This window comes from Comamonas sp. B21-038 (genome assembly GCF_022387135.1).
GTDB classification, from domain to species: domain Bacteria; phylum Pseudomonadota; class Gammaproteobacteria; order Burkholderiales; family Burkholderiaceae_C; genus Comamonas; species Comamonas sediminis.
The window spans coordinates 4536396-4556230 of record NZ_CP092462.1 but is presented as its reverse complement, the minus strand read 5'-3'; the positions used below and the strand labels follow the sequence as shown (position 1 = coordinate 4556230).

Below are 19835 nucleotides of genomic sequence, written 5' to 3'. Positions count from 1 at the left end.
CAGAGCCCCAGCGCCGGCAGCCACGATCTGCCTTTTCAAGAGCCACGGCATGCCGTGGCTTTTTTGTTGCTGGCGACCGCAGTCCCTCCAAAGCGGATGCGCGGCTTGGCGTGGCAGCACAGCTCTACCCGCGCAAGCCGCAGCACTTGAACAACGGTTGGCAAGCGGTTTACTGCCGAGCAAGCTGCTGGCTGTATGCCACAAACCACAGTTCCAACCTTGCACTGCCACGGAGCCCAGACAGGTCTACCGCAGCTCCGCATCCAAAACAAAACCCCGCATGCCTGAAACATGCGGGGTTTTGCGGTGCGTCGTTGGCTGCGTCACTGGCAGCGGAGCTACCAGCGCGCGGGCGAGCGGCCGGTCAAGCAGCGGTCAGGCGCTTTTCGAGGTCGGCCTTGATATCCAGCAGCGCTTGGGGCAGGCGCTGGGCCAGGTGGTCGAAATGGGCCTGGTGCGACGCCAGCTCTTCGGTCCAGACGGCGGTGTCGATGTTGGTGACGGTCTTGAACTGCTCGGCATTGAAGTCCAGGCCGGTCCAGTTGATCTCGGCGTACTGCGGGGCCACGCCAAAGGCGGTCTGCGTACCCTGCACCTGGCCTTCGAGGCGGTCCAGCATCCACTTGAGCACGCGCATGTTCTCACCGTAGCCGGGCCAGACGAACTTGCCAGCGGCATCCTTGCGGAACCAGTTGGTGGTGTAGATCTTGGGCAGCTGCGCGCCAGCGGCTTCGAGCTTGTCGCCCAGGTTCAGCCAGTGGGCGAAGTAATCGCTCATGTTGTAGCCCATAAAAGGCAGCATCGCGAACGGATCACGGCGCACCACGCCTTGCGCGCCAAACGCGGCAGCGGTGGTTTCGGAGCCCATGGTCGCGGCCATGTAGACGCCTTCCTTCCAGTTGCGTGCTTCGGTCACCAGCGGCACGGTCGTCGAGCGGCGGCCACCAAAGATGAAGGCATCGATCTTCACGCCCTTGGGGTCGTCCCAGGCTTCGTCGAGGGCCGGGTTGTTGGTGGCAGCCACGGTGAAGCGGGCGTTCGGATGGGCGGCCTTGGCACCGGTTTCCTTCGCAATCTGCGGGGTCCAGTCCTTGCCTTGCCAGTCGATCAGGTGGTCCGGCAGCTGGCCGCTGTCCTTTTCCATGCCTTCCCACCACACATCGCCGTCATCGGTCAGCGCGACGTTGGTGAAGATCACGTTCTTGTCCAGGCTGGCCATGCAGTTGGGGTTGGTGTGGTAGTTGGTACCCGGGGCCACGCCAAAGTAGCCCGCTTCGGGGTTGATCGCGCGCAGCGAGCCGTCGGCCTGCGGCTTGATCCAGGCGATGTCGTCACCGATGGTGGTGACTTTCCAGCCTTCAAAGCCGGTGGGCGGCACCAGCATCGAGAAATTGGTCTTGCCGCAGGCGCTGGGGAACGCGGCTGCCACATGGTACTTTTTGCCCTGGGGGTTTTGCACGCCCAGAATCAGCATGTGCTCGGCCAGCCAGCCCTGGTCGCGGCCCATGGTCGAGGCGATGCGCAGCGCAAAGCACTTCTTGCCCAGCAGCGCATTGCCGCCGTAGCCCGAACCGTAGGACCAGATTTCGCGCGTCTCGGGGTAGTGCACGATGTACTTGGTCTTGTTGCAAGGCCAGCTGGTGGTGTCCTTTTCGCCGGCTTGCAGGGGCGCGCCGATGGTGTGCACGCAGGGCACAAAATCGCCATCGCTGCCGATCACGTCATACACGGCACGGCCCATGCGGGTCATGATCTTCATGTTGACTGCGACATAGGCGCTGTCGGACAGCTCGATGCCGACGTGGGCGATCGGCGAGCCCAGCGGGCCCATCGAGAACGGCACCACATACATCGTGCGGCCCTTCATACAACCGTCAAACAGCGGCTGTAGAGTCGAACGCATCTCGGCAGGTTCCATCCAGTTGTTGGTGGGGCCGGCGTCCTCTTTCTTGGCCGAGCAGATGTAGGTGCGGTCTTCGACACGTGCCACGTCCGAGGGATCGGACCAGGCCAGAAAGCTGCCTGGGCGCTTGGCGGGGTTGAGCTTCTTGAAGGTGCCGGCATCGACCAGTTGCTGGCAGAGGCGGTCGTATTCTTCCTGGCTGCCGTCGCACCAGTAGACGGAATCAGGCTTGCACAGTGCGGCCATATCGGCCACCCAGGCGATGAGCTTGGGGTTCTTGACATAGTCGGGCGCCTGAAGGGCCACACCGGCTTGGACGTTTGCGTTCATCGGAAGCTTTCAAAGTTGTAAACGGTTCATCAAAAACCGCTGCGGCCCGCTCCCTGGCCGCAACCCATTTTTGAAAAACCGTCTCCACTGCGTCGGACAGAGCGCCATGCCTGTGCGCAAAAATGCCTACGCTGGACCCGCGATTTTAGCAGTGGGACCCCAAAACGGTGATTTTCGGTCACCAGATCTATGCATTTGATGCATGATTAAATGCACAAGTGTATTGATACCGGTTTCTTTGGCCGCCACCCTGTCGCGCAGGTGGCGCGGGCCTGCAGTGGCCAAGGCGCCCAGGCCGATCGGGGCCGCGCCAGCCATCATCGGCCAGCGGCAGGCGATAAAAAAACCCGCCAGCGGCGGGTTCAGCAACAGGCCCTCGGGCGCGGATCGCGCGGCGCTCAGGCCATGTAGACGGCAATGAAGGCCAGCAGGAACATCATCAGCGCGCCCACCACGGGGAGCACCACGGGCATCAGCGGAACAATGGCTTCCACGGTATCCACCGGGGGGTGTTCGGTATCGGCGTCGGTGTGCGGGCTGGACATGGGCTCTCTCCAATGCAAAGGCTGCCAAAAAAGCTGAGGACCATTGTAGCCAGCAGGCCCCAGACTGCATGCCGGGCAAAAACCCTGAGCCAGCCGGTGTGGCTCGCGCCCCAGCGATCAGCCCTCCAGCACCGGATACAGCGACAGCACCAGCAGTGCCGCCATGCACCAGTTGAAGCGCTGCAGTGCCCGGGGCGTGCGCAGTGCGCGGCCCACCGCACTGCCAAACAAGGTCCAGACGCTGACGCTGGGGTAGTTCACCACTCCCAGCACCAGCGCGGCGAGCAGCAGGTTGGCGGTATAGCCATCGCGCGGGGTATAGGTCGCCACGATGCCGATGGCCATGACCCAGGCCTTGGGGTTGACCCACTGGAACGCAGCGGCCTGCCAAAAGCCAAAGGGCTGCGCACCGGCCTGCCCGGCGCCGGCCTGGCCGGAGCGGGCAATCTTCCAGGCCAGCCACAGCAGGTAAGCGGCACCCAGGTACTTGAGCCAGGTGTAGAGACGCGGCTCACGCTCAAAGGCCACGCCCAGCCCCAGGCCCACCAGCAGCAGCATGGCCACCACCCCCAGGCTGATGCCCAGCATATGCGGCACCGTGCGGCGGTAGCCAAAAGTGGCGCCCGAGGCCGTCAGCATCACATTGTTGGGGCCCGGGGTGACCGAGCTGACAAAGGCGAACAGGGCCAGGGGCAACACAAAAGCGGAGGTTTGGGGCAGAACGGACATGGCAGCGTGCGAACAAGGAAGAAAAGAAAAGCTGTTGCCATGCTACCGCCAGGATGCAGTACAGCACCGGTACACTTTAACTGGCCACTTGCAGAATTGGCCTGCTCTTATGACCCAGACACTTTCGCCGCCCCCCGAGACCGCAGCCGACACCGCTGCGCCCGGCTCACGTGCCCGCCCGCTGGCAGCGGCCGCCTGGGGCTGGCAACCAGTGCGCACCGGCAGCGCCTCCCTGGTCGAGCAGCTGGTGGCGCATTTCAGCGACCGCATCCGCCACCACGGGCTGCGCACGGGCATGCGCCTGCCATCGGTGCGGGCACTGGCCGACCAGGCGGGCGTGAGCCGCGACACGGTAGTGCAGGCCTATGACCGGCTGGCCGCGCAGGGCCTGGTGCAATCGCGCCGGGGCGCGGGCTTTTTTGTCTGTGCCCAGCGCGCGCTGGCCGTAGCGGCCGCTGCCCCTGCGGCCAGCCTGGCCCAGGGTGCTGCGTTTGACACCGCCTACCTGCTGCGCGGCATCTTCCGCGAGGATGCCGATGGCTCCGGCCACACCGGCAGTGCCGGCTGCCTGCCCGCCAGCTGGATGGACGAAGGCCTGATCAGCGGCGCGATGCGCGCCATTCTGAAGCAGGGGGTGCGGGCCGAGCGCAGCCTGCTCGGCTATGGCCTGCCCCAGGGCCTGGCACCACTACGCCGCCAGATCGCATCGACCTTGCAGGCGCAGGAAGTGCCCGCCCACCCCGAGACCCAGCTGATGACGGTGAGCGGCGTCACCCACGGGCTGGACCTGATCGTGCGCTGCTTTCTGCAGCCGGGCGACACCGTGCTGGTCGAGGACCCGGGCTGGTTCCTGATCTTTGGCCGCCTCAACACGATGGGGGTGAATGTGGTGGGCGTGCCGCGCCTGCCTGGCGGCCCCGATGTGCAGGCGCTGCAGGCCCTGGCCGCGCAGCACCAGCCCAAGCTTTTCATCCTGAACACCGCCGTGCACAACCCCACCGGGCTGAGCCTGTCGGCCGGTGTCGCCCATGAGGTGCTGCGCATTGCCGAGCGGCATGATTTCCTGCTGGTCGAGGACGACACCTATTCCGAATACCTGGGCAATATGCCCCTGCGCCTGGCGGCCATGGACCGACTGCAGCGCGTGCTGCTGGTGGGGGGCTATTCCAAAACACTGTCGGGCGGCTTGCGCGTGGGCTATGTGGCGGCGCGACCCGAGTTCATCCACCAGCTGACCGATCTGAAGCTGCTGGGCGGCCTCACCTCCGCGCTGCCCAGCGAGCAGATCGTGCACCGCATCCTGGCCGATGGCAGCTACCGCAAGCATGTGGACCGGCTGCGCGAGCGGGTGGACAAGGCGCGCCACCGCTGCCTGCGCCAGCTCGAAGCGCTGGGCTGCCACGCGGTGCATGAGCCGGTGGCCGGCACCTTTGCGTGGGTGGACTGCGGCATGGACTCGGAACTGCTGGCGCGCCAGGCCAGCGAGCATGGCCTGCTGCTGGCGCCCGGGGTGCTGTTCTCACCGCGCCAGGCGCCGTCAAGCCTGCTGCGCATCTCGGTGGCCATGGCCGAGCAGCCGGCCGCCTGGCAGACCTTGGCCCTGCTGCTGGAACGCCACCGGGGCGCTTGAGGAGGACCGCCGCTACCGCACTGTCAGGCCAGATCGACCTGCATGCCTACGCCGCGCAGCTTGTCCACCACCTCGTCGATATGCGCCTTGCTGCGGGTCTGCAGCACGATGTCGATCTCGGTGTTCTGCGCGGCCAGCTTGGTGAAGGCGCGCTGGTGGTGCACCTCTTCGATGTTGGCCCCCGCCTCGGCCACGATGGCGGTGATGCGCGCGAGCATGCCGGGCACATCGCGCGAGCTGATGCGCAGGCGCGCGAGCCGGCCCGAGCGCACCATGCCGCGCTGGATGATGGAGGCCAGCAGCAGCGGATCGATATTGCCGCCCGACAGCACCAGGCCCACCTTCTGGCCCCGGAAGCGCTCGGGGTAGCGCAGCAGCGCCGCCAGACCCACCGAGCCAGCCCCTTCGACCAGGGTCTTTTCAATCTCCAGCAGCATCAGCACGGCCTGCTCGATATCGCTCTCTTCGACCAGCACCAGGTCATCGACGGTGCGGGCCACGATCTCGCGCGTGATCATGCCGGCCGTGGCCACGGCAATGCCTTCGGCCATCGTCGATACGCCCACCGGCAAATCCAGCTGCTGCACCGCATTGACCATGCTGGGAAAGCGCGAGGTCTGCACGCCCACCACCTGGATGCCGGGCTTGACGGCCTTGGCCGCGGTGGCGATGCCGGCAATCAGGCCGCCACCGCCCACGGCGATGAGCAAGGTGTCCAGATCGGGCTGGTCTTCGAGCATCTCCAGCGCCAAGGTGCCCTGGCCCGCTGCAATGTCGGCATCGTCAAACGGATGCACAAACACCAGCTTCTGGTCCTCGGCCATCGCATAGGCATGGGCGCGGGCCTCTTCCAGGGTGTCGCCATGCAGCACCACCTCGGCACCAAAGCTGCGCGTGCGCTCCACCTTGACACCCGGCGTGAAGCGCGGCATCACGATCACCGCCCGCACACCCAGCTGCTGCGCATGGTAGGCCACGCCCTGGGCATGGTTGCCCGCGCTCATCGCGATGACGCCCCGTGCACGCTGCTCGGCGTCCAGCTGCATCAGCTTGTTGCAGGCACCGCGCTCCTTGAACGCCGCCGTGAACTGCAGGTTCTCGAACTTGAGATAGACCTTGGCGCCCACGATCTGGGACAGCGTGTGGGAGTAGAGGCAGGGCGTGCGCTCGACCTTGCCTTGGATGCGCTGCGCGGCATTGCGGATGTCTTGGATGCTGAGCATGGGATGACTCGCTGAAGGGATGGGGTGCCGCCCGGCCAGGGGCTGGCTGTTGTCATGGAATGTCTCGTCGTCTCGATGGCTGGCGCGGCGTTCAGTCGGCGCTGGGCGGCTGGTAGACATGGTCAAAAAACGCCTGCTCCAGCGCCACTGCGCGGCTGAAATAATCGGCCGCCTCGGCGCGTGCATCGGGGTCGATGCTTTCGCCCATGCGGTCGAGCTCAGCACGCAGCCAGCCCACAAAATCGCGGAAAAAGTCGTTGGCATGCAGGCTGATCCATTCGGCATGCACAAAACGCGGCGGCAGGGTCTGGCCGGGCTGGTCAAAGCCGTCCAGGTACAGGCCTTCGGCCACACAGAGCACGGCCAGGCAGTTGGCGTATTTCTGGCTGCGCGCGGCCTGGCCCATCAGCGCCTGGAACTGCACGGTAGGCAGCGTCAGCGGCGGTGTCTCGCGTTCCTGCGCGGGCACCTGCAGCTCGTCCAAGCTGCGCTGGAAATAGGTGTTCTCGTCGCTGGTGATCATCGCCGCAAACTGCGCCAGCCGCACGCGCGGCGCAAAGCTGTCGGCACTGGCGATGGCTGCGCCCAGCAGCGCCACGAACTGGTTGATGAACTGGTAGTCCTGCACCAGGTAGCGGCGCAGCACCGCATCGTCCAGGCTGCCGGCCCGCATCTCGTCAATGAAGCGGTGGTGGATGCAGGCATCCCAAACGGGCTGGTTCAGCGCTTGGAGCGATTCAGAAAAGCGGTCGGTCATGGTGGGCGGCGGAGGCAGCAACGGCAAAGAGGGCCATTGTGCCGCAACAGCCTTGTGCCTGCGCACCGGCCTTGCGATGCGCTATGATTTTTGCGTATCCCCCTCCGTTACCGAAAGACGAGCATGACCTCTGCCATCGACCGCCGCCACGTCGGCGCACGCCTGTCCGAAACCGCCATCCACAACGGCACCGTCTACCTGGCGGGCCAGATCCCCGAGAACAACCCCGGTGCCGATATCGTCACCCAAACGCAAGAAGTGCTGGGCCATATCGACCGCCTGCTGGGCGAGGCCGGATCGAGCAAGGCCAGCATTCTGCAGTGCCAGATCTACCTGACCGACATCACCGAGATCGGTCAGATGAACAGCGTCTGGGACGCCTGGGTCGCCCCGGGCCATACGCCGCCCCGCGCCACCGTGCAAGCCACCTTGGGCAACCCCGATTACAAGATCGAAGTGGTGGTGGTCGCAGCCGTCGAAAAGGCCTGATCGCCCCGCACGGCCCTGAGCGGGCCGTTGCAGAATGCTGCATTCCTTGCATACAAAGCCTGTCTTGCATCTTGCATGGCAGGCTTTTTGCTTCTGTCTCCGAGGCCGCACAAGTCGGTGAACACTCACGGGTAATCCCTGTTCACCAAATGCTTTGTGCTTGGGTACATTTTTGCATACAAGAAATTTATAACTTGTATACAAACTCAAAAGGAATGCGTATGCGTCGCTTTGTCAGATCGCTGTTCGGGCAGGTGGTGGTGGCTCTCATCATCGGGGTCATCGTCGGCCTGCTGGCGCCGGAATGGGCCGTCAAACTCAAGCCTTTGGGCGATGGTTTCATCAAGCTCATCAAGATGATCATCCCGGTGCTGGTGTTCTGCGTGGTGGTGCATGGCATTGCCGGGGCGGGCGACCTCAAGCGTGTGGGCCGGGTCGGCGTCAAGGCGCTGATCTATTTCGAGGTGCTGACCACCATTGCACTGGTTCTGGGCCTGGTGCTGGCCTTTGTGTTCCAACCTGGTGCAGGCATGAACGTGGACCCGAGCAAGCTCGATGCCTCGGCGATGAGCGCTTACGCCAGCAATGCCGACAAGCTGACCAGCGGCGGCACGGTCGATTTCCTGATGAAGCTGATCCCCACCACCGTGGTGCAGGCCTTTGCCACCGGCGATGTGCTGCAGGTGCTGCTGTTTGCCGTGCTGTTTGGCTGCGGCCTGACGATGCTGGGCGAGCGCGGCGCGCCGGTCAGCCTGTTGATCGACACAATGTCGCATGTGCTGTTCAAGGTGATGGGCATCATCATCAAGCTGGCGCCGCTGGGCGTGCTGGGTGCGATTGCGTTTACCGTCGGCCAGTACGGCGTGGGCTCGCTCAAGCAGCTGGGCATGCTGGTGCTGCTGTTCTATGTCGCGGTCGCCTTCTTCGTGTTTGTCGTGCTGGGTTTTGCGATGCGCGTCTCGGGCTTCAGCCTGATCAAGCTGCTGCGCTACCTGCGCGAAGAGCTGATGGTCGTCTTCGCCACCACCTCGTCCGACAGCGTGCTGCCCCAGATCATGGCCAAGCTGCGCCACCTGGGCATCCGCGACTCCACCGTCGGCCTGGTGATCCCCACCGGCTACTCGTTCAACCTTGACGCGTTCTCGATCTACATCACGTTGGCAGCGGTCTTCATTGCGCAGGCCACCAATACGCCGATCTCGATGACCGATCTGCTGACCATCCTGGCCATTGCGCTGGTGACCTCCAAGGGTGCGCATGGCGTGCCGGGCTCGGCCATTGTGGTGCTGGCCGCCACCTTGCATGCCATCCCCGCGATCCCGGCCATCGGCCTGGTGCTGGTGCTGTCGGTGGACTGGTTCATGGGTATTGCCCGCGCGCTGGGCAACCTGATCGGCAACTGTGTGGCGACCGTGGCGATTGCGTCGTGGGAAGGCGATATCGACCGCGAGCGGGCCCATAAGGTGCTCAATGGCGAGAAGCTGCCGCAAGACACGGCACAATCGGAGCTGTCCACACCCCACGCCTGAGCCTCATGACTGCTGTCAGCCCCACCACCATCGCGGAACGCGTTGTCGAAGCCATCCTCGCACAGAAGCTGTCGCCAGGAGAGCGCCTGGGAGAGCAGGCACTGGCGGACAACTTCTCGGTCAGCCGCACCCTGGTGCGTGAGGCGCTGATGCAGTTGCAGGCGCGCGGCTTTGTGCAGGTGCAGCCGCGCCGGGGCTGGTATGTGGTGCAGCCCAGTGCCGAGGAGGCGCGCGACGCCTTTGCCGCCCGCCGCATCATCGAGGCCGGCATCCTGGAGACGGCAGGCCGACCGATGCAGCAGGTGATCCGCCAGCTGCGCCTGCATATCGACGAGGAGCAGCGCGCGATCCAGGGCGCCGATGCCGCGACGCGCGCCTTCCTGCTGGCCGATTTCCATGTCTGCCTGGCCGAGAACATGGGCCACCGTCTGCTGGCCGATACCCTGCGCGACCTGACCGCCCGCACCACCTTGGCAGCAACGCTCTACCAGTCCGACCACAGCGCCGAGCAGTCCTGCGCCGACCACGCGAGCATTGTCCAAGCGCTGGAGCGCGGCGACGCCGAGCAGGCCCGCGCGCTGATGCTGGCCCACATCGGCAATGTGGAAGAAGCGCTGGAGACCACGCCGCCGCCGCCGGAGACCGCACCCGGCGAGCGCCTGCGGGCCACCCTGAGCCCCGTGCAGCGCTGATGCCCGAGCCACGCATGCGGCCGCGCAAAAGCGGCGGGCCCGTCCAATTCCTCAAAGCTTCCAAGCCCGCCAGTCCGGCCGGTCCGCCACGGCTGTTGGGTTTTCACAAGCCCTATGGCGTCGTCAGCCAGTTCACGCCCGAGGGGCGCTGGCAAGGCCTCAAGGACTTTATCGATGTGCCTGGCGTCTATGTGGCTGGCCGGCTCGATGGCGACAGCGAAGGCCTGCTGCTGCTGACCAATGACGGCCAGCTGCAGGCCCGCATTGCCGACCCGCGCCACAAGATGGCCAAGACCTACTGGGTGCAGGTGGAAGGCATCCCCGATGCAGCGGCCTTGCAGCAGCTGCGCGATGGCGTGGACCTGAAAGACGGCAGGACCCTGCCTGCCCAGGTGCGCATGCTCGACCCGCAGCCGGCGATGTGGCCCCGCCACCCGCCGATCCGCGTGCGCCAGAGCGTGCCCGATTGCTGGATCGAGCTCATCATCCGCGAAGGCCGCAACCGCCAGGTGCGGCGCATGACGGCCGCCGTCGGCCACCCCACCCTGCGCCTGGTGCGCATGGCGATCGGCCCCTATACGCTCGATGGCCTCGAGCCCGGGCAGTGGACGGATCTGGCGCTGTAAAAAGCCGCCGCGCCACGCCTCAATGCGCCAGCATCGGCAGGTCGTTCAAAGCCTCGTCCCCCGTGGGCAAGGCCACGGCCTGCCAGCCGCCGCGCCGGGGCCAGGGCCGGTAGTGCGCCAGCGGCAATAGCTCCACCTGCAGGATCTGCCCCTGCAGCTGCGCGCCCAGCGTTTGCAAGGCCTGGCTGCGCTGCTGCGCGCAGGCCTGCATCTGTGCCCCCTGCGCGCGCCGCGCTGCCGCGCTGAGGGCCGCCATCGCACTGGGGGCCGGCAGGCATTGCGCCGCGGCCAACCAGCGCAGCGCGGCGTGGTCGCCCGCGCCCAGCTGCTGCAGCTGCTGCGCATAGTGCTGCAGCCCCTCCGGATCCAGGCGGCCTGCCAATTGGATATCGAGCACATCGCCCTGCAGCCGGTAGCGCGCCGGCAGGGCGGCCGTCCAGTGGCTGCTGCCGTGGCGGCTGCGCATGCTGGCACGGATGCGGCGGCTGCCCTGCACCAGCAAAGGCTGCACCAGCTCCAGCAAGGCGGCATCGCGCAGGCGCGCCTGCTCGGGGTGGCTGGCGGACGCCAGCTGGATACGGAGCGGCTGGCTGTCATAACCGCGCCATTGCAGGCCCCATGCCTGCAGACCGGCCCGGTCTGGCGCCAGCAGGCCCATGGCCAGCATGGCCGGCACAAAGGCGATCGCCGCCCAGACCCACCATTCGGGCGACATGCGGCGCGCATTCCAGGCCTGGCCCTGGCGCAGCAGCGACCAGCCGGTGCTGAGCTGCCCCAGCAGCCACACGGCCACCAGCACCACAATGGCACCAGCCAGGCCCGTGCCCATCTGCACCATCTCGGCCGGGTGCAGGCTGTCGGGCAGCAGGAACAACACCATCCAGCCGCAGGCCGTGGCCACCAGGGCTGCCAGCATCGCGTAAAACGGTAGCCACACCGGCGTGCGCAAGCGCCCGTCCTCCATCCGCAACGCCGGATCGCGCAGCGCGCGCCGCCCTTCCAGCATCCAGCCGATACGGCCCACCTGTGACAGCAGCACAAACACCAGTCCGCCTGCGGCCACCGCGATCAGCAGCGGCAGCCACAGCCAGAACAGCAGCACCCCGAGCGCCACCATCACCACCCCGCCCAGCACCAGCAGCGCCGCATGGCCGCGCTGCTGCCTGCGCGCATGGCTCCCACCCATTCGTCTCTGCACTCCGTTGCCTCTCATCTCCATTGGCCTCCAATTCTTGTGCAAGAATGGCCTTTCACACCCGTAAATCCTTCAAGACCAGCTATGGTTTTGGGAGTATATGAACTGGAGGGGATGGACTCGGCTGCCATACCCCCGCTGTAAGGAGACCCGATGCGCCCCTTGCTCAGCCTCTGCCTTGGCCTGGCCTTTCAACTGACGCAGCCCGCTGCCCACGCACAGAACATGACCACGCTCGCCCTGCACCAGGCAGCGGCTGCCAACAACAGCAGCCGCATCCAGCAACTGCTGCAAAACGGGGGCGCCAGCGCCATCGATGCGCGCGATGCCCAGGGCCGCACGCCCTTGCTGGTAGCGACCCAGAGCAACCAGGTGGCGGCGGCCAAGGCCTTGATCGACGCCGGTGCCGATGTGAACGCCAAGGACAACATCGAAGACAGCCCCTACCTCTATGCCGGCGCGCGCGGGCACCAGGAGATCTTGCAGATGACCCTGGCCCATGGCGCCGACCTGCGCAGCACCAACCGCTATGGCGGCACCGCACTGATTCCGGCAGCCGAGCGCGGCCACGTAGATACGGTGCGCACCCTCATCCAGGCTGGCGTCGATGTGAACCATGTCAACCGCCTGGGCTGGACGGCGCTGATGGAGGCCATCATCCTGAGCGACGGCGGGCCGCGCCACCAGCAGATCCTGCAATTGCTGATCGATGCCAAGGCCGATGTGAACCTGGCCGACAAGGACGGCGTGACGCCACTGGCCCATGCGCGCCAGCGCGGCTACAGCGCGATGGTGGAGATGCTGACGGCCGCTGGCGCACGCTGATGCAGCCCAGCCCTGCCCTGCCCTGCCCAGTCCGGCGCGGCGCGGCGCGGCGTTGGCGGGACGGTAGTCATGTCTGCGTTATGTAATAAAACAATAAAAACTGGCTTTTTTATAACCGATGCTATATAGTGGATCGCTTGCAGAGGCAGTGCCCATGGGCAAGCCTCTTTCTTGCGCAGCGGCCCCGCACTGCGCAAGCCGCATTCCTGGCGACCTTCGCCTGGTTGGTCTGTAGAGCAGCAGGCAACCGTTTACCTCCCCGCTCACACAGGCGGCCCCAGCCTGTGCCCCTGATTGATCCCCATTTCCAAGACTTTTATTGCCATCGGGAAGTATGTCGTTTCCCCCTCGACCCACCCGGCCCCCAACGGACGCTTCGGCGCGTCCTTCTCCGTTCAGCGATCCGGAGGCAACGGCAGCTATTGCCGCGTGTTCCGCTTCGACAAGACATTCGCCACTGCAGAAGCAGCACGCATCTTTGCCGTGACCCAGGGCTGGCTCCAATCGTCGATGCCCAAGCCTCCCGTCTGTTGATGGCCCGGTAGCAACCACTCCATTTCGCCCCTTTGCGATGCAACGCCGATCCCGGCGCTTGCATTCCACCCCTGCGCTGCGTGGCGCAACCTCTTTGAGAAAGGCTCTGACATGAGCAACAAAATCTATGTGGGCAACCTGCCCTACTCGGTGACCGATTCCAACCTCCACGACAACTTCTCCGAATTCGGCACCGTGAACTCGGCCAAGGTCATGATGGACCGCGAGACCGGCCGCTCCAAGGGCTTTGGCTTTGTCGAAATGGCCTCTGCCGAAGTGGCACAAGCAGCGATCGACGCCCTCAATGGCATGTCGGTGGACGGGCGCCAGATCGTCGTCAACCTGGCCCGCCCGCGTGAAGCATCCCGTACCGCTGGCGGCTATGGTGATGCCGGCTACCGTTCGAGCGGCCGTTCCGACGTGGGTTACGGCAATGGCGGCTACGGCGGTGGCCGCTACTGAGCGCATCACCTCCTGAAGACCCGGCTGCCCTGGCCGCTGCACTTCGGGTGGGATCCGCCCGCTCCCCAGCAAGAGCCTCTCAACGCCCTATCGCGTGAGAGGCTCTTTGTCATGGCGGGTTGGAAGCACCCGCCGTGCCCGGCGCAATCGCCCCGGCCTGCACCAGCAGCTGCGCCATCCAGTCGATGAACACCCGCACCCGGCGTGACAGGTGCGCGCGGTGCAGGTAGAGCACATGCACCGGCAAAGCGGGCGGCGGGTAGGCCTGCAGCACCTCGACCAATTCTCCCGATTGCAGATGGCCCTGCACGTCATAGCGCGGTATCTGGATCAGCCCCAGACCGGCCAGCGCGCAGGCAATATAGCTCTCCACATGGTTGGCCCCCACGGTGCCCGGCAGCGCCATGCTGTGCCCGGCGCCGCCCTCCACCCATTCCCAGGCGGCAGCGCGCCCCGTGGTGGGCGAGTTGTAGCGCACGCTCAGGTGGCCTGCCAGCTCCGCCGGGCTTTGCGGCATGCCATGCCGGGCCAGGTAGGCGGGACTGGCGCAGTTGATCAGCGCCATGCTGCCCAGCGCCTTGGCCACCAGCGAACTGTCCGCCAGCGGGCCCACGCGCAACGCGCAGTCGATGTGCTCCTGCACCAGGTCCACCGCCCGGTCGCTGGAGCCCAGGTCCACCTCCAGCCCCGGGTGCTGCGCCAGCAGAGCGGGCAACGCGGGGGCTACGATCAAGCGTGCCACGCGGCTGGGCACATCGATGCGCAGGCGCCCCGCCACCGCATGCGACTGCGGGCGGAAGCGCTGCTCCAGATCCTGCATGTCGTTGACCAGGCTGCTGGCCCTGTCGACCAGCGCCTGGCCGTCCAAGGTCAGCGCCACCTTGCGCGTGGTGCGGTGGAGCAGGCGCGTGCCCAGCCGGGCTTCCAGCTGCTGCACCGCCAGTGACACGGTGGGCCGGGGCAGCGCCAGCTGGTCGGCCGCCTGGGAGAAGCTGCCGGTGGCCGCCACGCGCAAGAAGATGCGCAACAGGTCAATGCGGTCCATGGCACCTCTGCAGCGCAGCCATTGTTAGTAAATCATGGATAAACATGGAATAATTTCTATATTTATCTTTGATTTATGACCAATTACGCTGAACAGCTTCCCCCATCACAGGAGCTTTTCATGTCCCATCCCAAGCACAGCATCCAAGGCAAGACCGTTCTGATCGCCGGTGGTGCCAAGAACCTCGGGGGCCTGCTGGCCACCGACCTCGTCCACCATGGCGCCCAGGCCGTCGCCATCCACTACAACAGCGCCGCCAGCAAGGCGGATGCCGAAAAGACGCTGGCTGCATTGCACAAGCTCGGCGCCAAGGCGGTGATCCTGCAAGCGGACCTGACCACGGCCGCTGCCGTGGAAAAGCTGTTTGCCGATGCGGTGGCCGCTGTGGGCCGCCCCGACATCGCGATCAACACCGTCGGCAAGGTGCTGAAAAAGCCGATGTCCGAGATCAGCGAGGCCGAGTTCGACGAGATGGATGCGGTCAACAACAAGGCGGCTTTCTTCTTTCTGAAAGAGGCGGGCAAGCAGGTGAACGATGGCGGCAAGATCTGCACCCTGGTCACCTCGCTGCTGGGCGCGTTCACGCCGTTCTATTCGTCCTACGCGGGCACCAAGGCGCCAGTGGAGCACTACACCCGCGCAGCGGCCAAGGAGCTGGGCGCGCGGGGCATCTCGGTCACCGCCGTAGGCCCCGGCCCCATGGACACGCCCTTCTTCTACGGCCAGGAAAGCGCCGATGCCCAGGCCTACCACAAGAGCGCAGCCGCGCTGTCGCCGTTCAGCCAGACGGGCCTGACCGACATCGAAGACGTGGTGCCCTTTGTGCGCCACCTGGTGAGCGATGGCTGGTGGATCACCGGGCAGACGATTCTGATCAACGGCGGCTATACGACAAAATAAGCCCACGGAGGGCCGCGCCCTCCGGCCACTACAAGGAGTTGCCCATGCATATGATTTTGGTCATGCTGACCGGCCTGCTGCTGTTGGCCGTCTTTGCCCTGCTGGGCAAGCTCTGGGGTGCCGATGCGGCCAGCATCATGCTGGCCGCCAAATATTTCATCCCCGTCTGGCTGGCCGTGGCGCTGGTCAATATGTGGGTCGGCGTGCACAAGGCCGGCTATACCGTTGCGCAGGAGGTGCCCATCCTGCTCGTCAACTTTGCCGTGCCTGCGGCGCTGGCGCTGGGCCTGGTCTGGTGGCTGGGCCGCGCCTGACCGGCGATTGGACAGAACACCACAGTTGACGCGCTGCAGCATCGAAAACACTGGGCCCGCCACCGGGCTTGCACTACGCTGGTGCGCTGGAATCGGATGCCCGCGGCAACCGGCGGTGGCTGCCCTACAGAAGCTTTCAACGGCCGACAAGGGGCCCGCAGACCTCGCCTGTTGTGAGCCGTAGACGTGCGCTTTACATTGTCACAGCGCCGTCATACCGTCCCCGCAGCATCCATCCACTTGCTGATTCACCAACCCTGGGGACAACGGACGATGACAACACACCAACCCACATTTCGCCTGGCTGCGCTGGGCTCTGCCCTGTGCGGCGCACTGCTGCTGACCGCCTGTGGCGGCGGCGATGATGATCCCAGCTTCAAGACCCTGGACGGCAAACAGCCCCAGGTGATCGCGCACCGCGGCTACTCCGGCATGTACCCCGAGCAGACCCGCATGGCCTACGAAAAGGCAGCAGACGCCGGCGCCGACATGCTGGAGCTGGACATGCACATGACGCGTGACTGCCAGCTGGTGGCACGCCACAACGCCTGGCTGAGCGACAGCACCAATATCGCCGATGTAGCCAAGACCAACGCTGCCGTGGCAGCGCGCAAGCGCACCACCCCTGGCGTGCTGGTCGATGTGAAGTACCCCGCCATTCCAGCCAACGGCCCCAGCAAGTATCTGACGGACCTGGTCGAGCCCGGCAACCAGAAGTCGGTGCTCAAGGCCCTGATTGTGGATGGCGAAGACCACACCAATGACTGGTCGATCAGCGACTTCACGATGCAGGAGCTGCGCGACTGGATTGCCGGCACCACCTTGGACAACCGCGCCGACCGCCCCACCGAGTGGAACGGCAAGCTGCCGCTGATCAGCGCCCAGGATGTGATCGACATCGCTGCGGCCAAGGGCAAGGCGCTGGGCCGCACCATCCCCGTGTATGCCGAAACCAAGAACCCCTACTGGAACAACCAGCAGGCGATCGCCAATGGTTGCGGCAGCGGCAGCCACCCGTTTGAAGATGCGGTGATGGCGCTGCTCGAGAAGAACAAGCTCAACAGCAAGGACGCGGCCATCTACATCCAGAGCTTTGACCCCGAGAGCCTGAAGTACCTGCGCAAGGCCGGCATGAAGGCCAAGGGCGTGCAGCTGATCGATGGCAATGACTTCGACCTCAAGGACGGCTCGATGGTCTACATCACCACCGATGAATGGACCTTCATCAGTGGCCGCCCCTACAGCTGGACCCTCGCCGGCGATGCCCGCACCTTTGCCGTGATGCAGACCCCTGCTGGCCTGGCCGAGATCAAGACCTATGCCGACGGCATCGGCCCCTGGAAGCCACAGATCCTGGCCCATTCCGTCGTGCCCTACAAGGAAGGTGCAGGCTTGAAGGACGTCAACACCCTCAAGGACACGGGCCTGATCGCCAACGCCCACAAGGCTGGCCTGATCGTGCACAGCTTCACCTTCCGCGACGAAGCGGGCCGCCTGGCTGGCATCTACAAGGGTGACCCGGTGCAAGAGTTCCTGGCCTACTACCGCCTGGGCATCGACGGCGTGTTCACCGACTTCACCCCCACCGGTGTGAAGGCACGCGATGCCTACATCGCCGAGCTGAAGAACCAGTAATCGCGGCACTGCAGCACTGACCCAAAAAGGACGCCTGGCGTCCTTTTTTCATGCCCGCATCAGCGTGCCAACTCAGCGTACCAAATGCGGCTGGCTACGCCGCGCCACCGCCCAGGCCAGCAGGTTGAGCGCCGAGCACATCAGCCAGTAGATGGCGCCCACCAGCAGGAACACCTCGGCCGGGTGCACCATCAGCCGCGCATTGACCTGGGTGGACAGAAAGGACAGCTCGCCCACGCCGACGATATAGGCCAGCGAGCTGTCCTTGATCAGGGTCACCCACTGGTTGACGAACGAGGGCAGCATCACCGCCAGCGCCTGGGGCAGGATCAGGCTGCGCAGCACCTGCCAGCGCGTCATGCCCAGTGCAGCGCCGGCATCCCACTGGCCCGGCGCAATCGCCTGCAGGCCAGCGGCCACGCCATGGGCCAGGTAGGCGCCGCTGACCAGCGACAGCGCACACACCACCGAGAAGCTGCCCGGCACATCGAGCCGGAACAGCACCGGCAGCAAGAAATAAATCCAGAAGATCAGCAGCAGCACCGGGATGGCGCGCAGAAAGCCCAGCACCACCCGCAGGCACTGCAGGGCCCGGCCGTGCCCCATCACCAGTGCAATGCCCAGCGCCAGCCCCAGCAGCGCAGACAGCACGCCGGAGACGGCGCTCAGGATCAGGCTCAGCAGCGCGCCGCCCGGCGGCCCCTCGGGGAAAGTGCCCAGCAGCAGGTAGCGCCAGTCATCACTCAGTGCAGCAAAGTTCATGCGCGCCGCACCTCCACCCGGCCCCAGCGGCGGCGCTGGGCCAGGTGCTGGCTGAGCAGCTCCAGCCCGATGATCAGCACGATGTAGAGCAAGGTGGTGATGCCGTAGACCTGGAAGGACTGGAAGGTCTCGGCCTCCGCCTGGCGTGCCCGGTACGAGAGCTCGGCCAGGCCAATGGCCATGCCCAGCGAGGTGTTCTTGACGATGTTCATGTACTGGCCCATCAGCGGCGACACCACGCGCGCCAGCGCCTGGGGCAGCACGATATGGCGCAGCAATTGCCAGCCATCCATGCCCAGCGAGCGCGCCGCCTGGCTCTGGCTGGCGGGCACGCTGTTGATGCCGGCGCGCACCTCTTCGCCCACGTAGGCGGTGGCATAGAACACCATGCCGATGCAGGCCGAGAGGAATTCCAGCGAAGGCCAGCCCAGGCTGAGCGGACCCAGCGCCAGGCTGTGCGCCTGGTTGAGCCAGGCCATCCACGCGGGCGGCAGCAGGCTGGGCACGCCAAAGTACCAAAAGAACAGCTGCACCAGGAGCGGCGTATTGCGAAACACCGACAGGTAGCCCAGTGCCAGCCAGCGCAGCGGCGCCCAGGCCGCACTGCGCGCGACCGCAAAGGCGATGCCCAGCACCGTGGACACTGCAATCACCAGCAGCGACGCCAGCACCGTGGTGCACCAGCCATCGAGCAGCCAGCGCCAGTACTTGCCCGCCAGCAGATGGGGCCACAGCGGCTCCAGCCAGGACATCAAGAGTTGCATAAATGCCAACGCCAAACGCACGCAGCCGCGTCTTGTCGGACGCGGGGCTGCGCAGCAGCTAGGTGCTTATTGCTTGTCGCCGATCTTGAAGTTGCGCACCAGCGGCGTCGCGCTTTGCGGCCCGAACCAGGTGTCGTAGATCTTGCCGGCCTGGCCGCTGGCCTCCAGCTCCTTCAACGCGGTGTTGACGAAATCGGTCAATGCCGCTTCCCCCTTCGGAATGCCCACGCCAATGTAGTCGCTGGAGATCGTGAACGCCGGCACCTCCCACTTGTCGCGCTCCTTCTTGTCCTTGATGGTGGCCAGCAGGCCGACCAGCTTGGGGCCGTCTTGCGAGATGGCCTGCACATTGCCATTGCGCAGCGCGGTGAACGCAAACGGCGTGTCGTCGTAGGCCACCAGGGTGGCCTGCGGGTGCTTCTCGCGCAGCACGATCTCGTTGGTAGTGCCCTTGTCCACGCCAATGCGCAGCTGGTTCAGCTGATCGGGCGAGGTCAGTGTGCCCTTGGCGGCGATGAACTGGGTGCCCGAGGCAAAGTAGGGAACACTGAAGCCCACCTGCTTGGCACGCTCGTCGGTGATCGTGAAATTGGCCAGCACCAGATCGACCTTGTTCGACAGCAGCAGCGGCACGCGGTTGGCCGGGTTGGTCGGCACCAGTTGCAGCTTGACCCCCAGGCGCTGCGCAAAGGCCTGCGCATAGTCCACATCCAGGCCCACGATCTTCGACAAAACCAAACGGTGGATTGGCATCGAAGGCTGCCACGCGCAGCACCCCTGCCTGCTTGATATCCTGCAGGCGATCCGCCCACACCGCCCCCGATGCCAGTGCTGCGACCGCAGCGGTCGCCACCATCGCCCATGCCTTGTTTTTCATAGCTATGCTTTCTGAGATCGCCTCGCCAGGGCACCATGCCCTTGCCAGCGAAACCTTGACTGAGGACCC

Annotated in this window: 20 protein-coding genes and 1 pseudogene; 11 read left to right on the top strand and 10 right to left on the bottom strand. The window is 65.3% G+C overall.

The features are described 5' to 3' along the window. Positions 1–364: 364 nt before the first annotated feature. The 3 genes from MJ205_RS20640 to MJ205_RS20630 all read right to left on the bottom strand — a co-directional run bounded on the left by MJ205_RS20640 (position 365) and on the right by MJ205_RS20630 (position 3507). On the bottom strand, positions 365–2233 hold the full coding sequence (locus MJ205_RS20640) for a phosphoenolpyruvate carboxykinase (GTP) (protein WP_239810161.1): 1869 nt from the start codon (positions 2231–2233) through the stop codon (positions 365–367). A 398-nt stretch (positions 2234–2631) separates the two neighbouring features. Further along, entirely contained in the window at positions 2632–2778 is a 147-nt protein-coding gene (locus MJ205_RS20635) for a hypothetical protein (protein ID WP_230773683.1), read from the bottom strand. Positions 2779–2895: 117 nt separating this feature from the next. After that, on the bottom strand, positions 2896–3507 hold the full coding sequence (locus MJ205_RS20630) for a LysE family translocator (protein WP_239810160.1): 612 nt from the start codon (positions 3505–3507) through the stop codon (positions 2896–2898). A gap of 109 nt (positions 3508–3616) precedes the next feature. On the opposite strand from MJ205_RS20630, the gene MJ205_RS20625 reads away from it, so the two are divergent. Next, the gene (locus MJ205_RS20625) at positions 3617–5137 is read left to right on the top strand and encodes an aminotransferase-like domain-containing protein (protein WP_239810159.1); all 1521 of its coding nucleotides are present in this window, start codon (positions 3617–3619) and stop codon (positions 5135–5137) included. A 23-nt stretch (positions 5138–5160) separates the two neighbouring features. On the opposite strand, the gene MJ205_RS20620 is transcribed toward MJ205_RS20625, so the two are convergent. Together MJ205_RS20620 and MJ205_RS20615 are read right to left on the bottom strand one after the other, a co-directional pair. Then, positions 5161–6360, bottom strand: coding sequence for a threonine ammonia-lyase (locus MJ205_RS20620; RefSeq protein ID WP_239810158.1), 1200 nt, complete (start codon positions 6358–6360; stop codon positions 5161–5163). Positions 6361–6451: 91 nt separating this feature from the next. Beyond that, positions 6452–7117: a TenA family protein gene (locus tag MJ205_RS20615; protein WP_239810157.1), complete on the bottom strand. Its 666-nt coding sequence runs from the start codon at positions 7115–7117 to the stop codon at positions 6452–6454. Between the two features lie 123 nt (positions 7118–7240). Between MJ205_RS20615 and MJ205_RS20610 the strand changes: the two genes are divergently transcribed. From MJ205_RS20610 to MJ205_RS20595, 4 genes are all read left to right on the top strand, one after another. Beyond that, a complete protein-coding gene (locus MJ205_RS20610; RefSeq protein WP_230773740.1) occupies positions 7241–7606 on the top strand; it encodes a RidA family protein in 366 nt (121 codons plus the stop codon). Positions 7607–7827: 221 nt separating this feature from the next. After that, positions 7828–9135, top strand: coding sequence for a C4-dicarboxylate transporter DctA (locus MJ205_RS20605; protein WP_239810156.1), 1308 nt, complete (start codon positions 7828–7830; stop codon positions 9133–9135). Positions 9136–9140: 5 nt separating this feature from the next. Then, a complete protein-coding gene (locus MJ205_RS20600) occupies positions 9141–9827 on the top strand; it encodes a GntR family transcriptional regulator (RefSeq protein ID WP_239810155.1) in 687 nt (228 codons plus the stop codon). 14 nt (positions 9828–9841) lie between these two features. After that, positions 9842–10453 carry a pseudouridine synthase gene (locus MJ205_RS20595; RefSeq protein WP_239810154.1) on the top strand — a complete coding sequence of 204 codons (612 nt, stop codon included), beginning with the start codon at positions 9842–9844 and terminating at the stop codon, positions 10451–10453. 19 nt (positions 10454–10472) lie between these two features. Here the strand turns inward: MJ205_RS20595 and MJ205_RS20590 are convergent, their stop codons facing one another. Continuing rightward, positions 10473–11639, bottom strand: coding sequence for a hypothetical protein (locus tag MJ205_RS20590; protein WP_239810153.1), 1167 nt, complete (start codon positions 11637–11639; stop codon positions 10473–10475). A 162-nt stretch (positions 11640–11801) separates the two neighbouring features. On the opposite strand from MJ205_RS20590, the gene MJ205_RS20585 reads away from it, so the two are divergent. From MJ205_RS20585 to MJ205_RS20575, 3 genes are all read left to right on the top strand, one after another. Next, positions 11802–12473 carry an ankyrin repeat domain-containing protein gene (locus MJ205_RS20585; protein ID WP_394681037.1) on the top strand — a complete coding sequence of 224 codons (672 nt, stop codon included), beginning with the start codon at positions 11802–11804 and terminating at the stop codon, positions 12471–12473. Positions 12474–12797: 324 nt separating this feature from the next. Then, on the top strand, positions 12798–13007 hold the full coding sequence (locus tag MJ205_RS20580; RefSeq protein WP_230774304.1) for a hypothetical protein: 210 nt from the start codon (positions 12798–12800) through the stop codon (positions 13005–13007). A 111-nt stretch (positions 13008–13118) separates the two neighbouring features. Further along, the gene (locus tag MJ205_RS20575; RefSeq protein ID WP_239810152.1) at positions 13119–13469 is read left to right on the top strand and encodes an RNA recognition motif domain-containing protein; all 351 of its coding nucleotides are present in this window, start codon (positions 13119–13121) and stop codon (positions 13467–13469) included. Positions 13470–13578: 109 nt separating this feature from the next. On the opposite strand, the gene MJ205_RS20570 is transcribed toward MJ205_RS20575, so the two are convergent. Beyond that, positions 13579–14514, bottom strand: a complete 936-nt coding sequence (locus tag MJ205_RS20570; protein ID WP_239810151.1) for a LysR substrate-binding domain-containing protein — start codon at positions 14512–14514, stop codon at positions 13579–13581. 120 nt (positions 14515–14634) lie between these two features. On the opposite strand from MJ205_RS20570, the gene MJ205_RS20565 reads away from it, so the two are divergent. The 3 genes from MJ205_RS20565 (at position 14635) to MJ205_RS20555 (ending at position 17363) form a co-directional block, all read left to right on the top strand. Continuing rightward, positions 14635–15414, top strand: a complete 780-nt coding sequence (locus MJ205_RS20565) for an SDR family oxidoreductase (protein WP_239810150.1) — start codon at positions 14635–14637, stop codon at positions 15412–15414. 44 nt (positions 15415–15458) lie between these two features. Then, positions 15459–15728 carry a hypothetical protein gene (locus tag MJ205_RS20560; protein WP_239810149.1) on the top strand — a complete coding sequence of 90 codons (270 nt, stop codon included), beginning with the start codon at positions 15459–15461 and terminating at the stop codon, positions 15726–15728. Between the two features lie 273 nt (positions 15729–16001). Continuing rightward, positions 16002–17363, top strand: coding sequence for a glycerophosphodiester phosphodiesterase family protein (locus MJ205_RS20555; protein ID WP_239810148.1), 1362 nt, complete (start codon positions 16002–16004; stop codon positions 17361–17363). A 72-nt stretch (positions 17364–17435) separates the two neighbouring features. On the opposite strand, the gene MJ205_RS20550 is transcribed toward MJ205_RS20555, so the two are convergent. The 3 genes and pseudogenes from MJ205_RS20550 to MJ205_RS20540 form a co-directional block, all read right to left on the bottom strand. After that, positions 17436–18125, bottom strand: a complete 690-nt coding sequence (locus MJ205_RS20550; RefSeq protein WP_239810147.1) for an amino acid ABC transporter permease — start codon at positions 18123–18125, stop codon at positions 17436–17438. Next, entirely contained in the window at positions 18122–18889 is a 768-nt protein-coding gene (locus tag MJ205_RS20545) for an amino acid ABC transporter permease (protein WP_239810146.1), read from the bottom strand. The genes MJ205_RS20550 and MJ205_RS20545 overlap by 4 nt, the downstream gene beginning before the upstream one ends. A 66-nt stretch (positions 18890–18955) precedes the next feature. Beyond that, positions 18956–19766, bottom strand: a pseudogene (locus MJ205_RS20540) (ABC transporter substrate-binding protein). Between the last annotated feature and the right edge of the window lie 69 nt (positions 19767–19835).